The organism is Mesorhizobium sp. M1A.F.Ca.IN.020.06.1.1, assembly GCF_004023265.1.
Lineage (GTDB): Bacteria > Pseudomonadota > Alphaproteobacteria > Rhizobiales > Rhizobiaceae > Mesorhizobium.
In genome coordinates, this window is record NZ_RZSR01001545.1 from 1 (window position 1) to 778 (window position 778).

Consider the following 778-nt stretch of genomic DNA (forward strand, 5'->3'; position numbering starts at 1 on the left):
GTTCCCGTCCCTGCTGAAGCCGGACTCCGATCCCGCCCGGAGGCACCGAGAAGTCTCCGCCGGCGCTGCTTGGCGAGCCATTTCCGCCGGCCGAGATCGAGCCGTCGGCGCCGAAGGCGACATCGACGTGGCTGGCTTCGAGCGCGGCGATCAGGGCAATGCGCGGCACCTCGACATCGCCGATGATGAAGGTCGGCACGTTGAGCGCGCCGTCCTTGATGACGATCTCGGCGCCGTCCGGCTGCACCAGCACCAGATTGTGCCCGTCGACCTTGATGTCGTCGATCGAGACATTGGCCGGAAGCTTCACGACATTGCCGGCCTCGGCGTGATATTCATGCGCAACGTTCGAGGCTGCCGTGTTCGGTGCCGGCGCGTTTCCGGCAGGGGCGTTGGCGGCAGGAGCGTTGGCGTCCGCCGCCGGCTTGGCTGTGCTTTGTGCGTTCTGGGCGTTGCCGTCGCCCTTTGCCGGCGCGCCGCTTCCCACATCGACCGGCACAGGTTCGCCTGCCACGGGTGCCGTCTGGCCGCCGGAGGCCTGGGCGACTTGGACGCCCGAAATCGGCTGTTCGCCGACAGTTGCGTGCTCGTCCGAGAAATTTGAAACGGCGTCGAATTCGATACTGGTCGTCATAGTTCAAGCCCCCTTCGGCATTTCCCGGCAAGAGACATGCGGGGCTCGAACTTTGCAACGTACCTTCAATCTTTTTGATATACTCGAATATGCATGGATTTGCATTTTTTACACTTGGTAAATCGCAACGATATATTCCTGTCT

Annotated in this window: 1 pseudogene; it reads right to left on the reverse strand. The window is 62.2% G+C overall.

Features of this window, described 5'->3' with window-relative positions:
* A pseudogene (locus tag EOA60_RS35435) lies at positions 1-634 on the reverse strand (hypothetical protein); the annotation flags it as partial.
* Positions 635-778: the final 144 nt, after the last annotated feature.